Raw genomic sequence first — 213 nt, forward strand, 5'->3', positions numbered from 1 at the left:
GGTGGAGCTGACTGGTACTAATAGGCCGAGGGCTTGTCCTCAGTTGCTCGCGTCCACTGTGTTGTTCCCGGGCTGCGAACAGTCATCGCACCGGTTGAACAGTTTCACTACTTAATTGAAAAGTGTGCTTGTTCGCTAGAGCCCAATAGGGTTTCGGTGGTCATTGCGTTAGGGAAACGCCCGGTTACATTCCGAACCCGGAAGCTAAGCCTT

Annotated in this window: 1 rRNA gene; it reads left to right on the plus strand. The window is 53.1% G+C overall.

Annotated features, from left to right (window positions below):
- Positions 1 to 152: 152 nt before the first annotated feature.
- A 5S ribosomal RNA gene (gene rrf, locus V9U70_RS00030) occupies positions 153 to 213 on the plus strand; the annotation flags it as partial.

The organism is Streptomyces pratensis (assembly GCF_037137275.1).
Lineage (GTDB): Bacteria > Actinomycetota > Actinomycetes > Streptomycetales > Streptomycetaceae > Streptomyces > Streptomyces pratensis_B.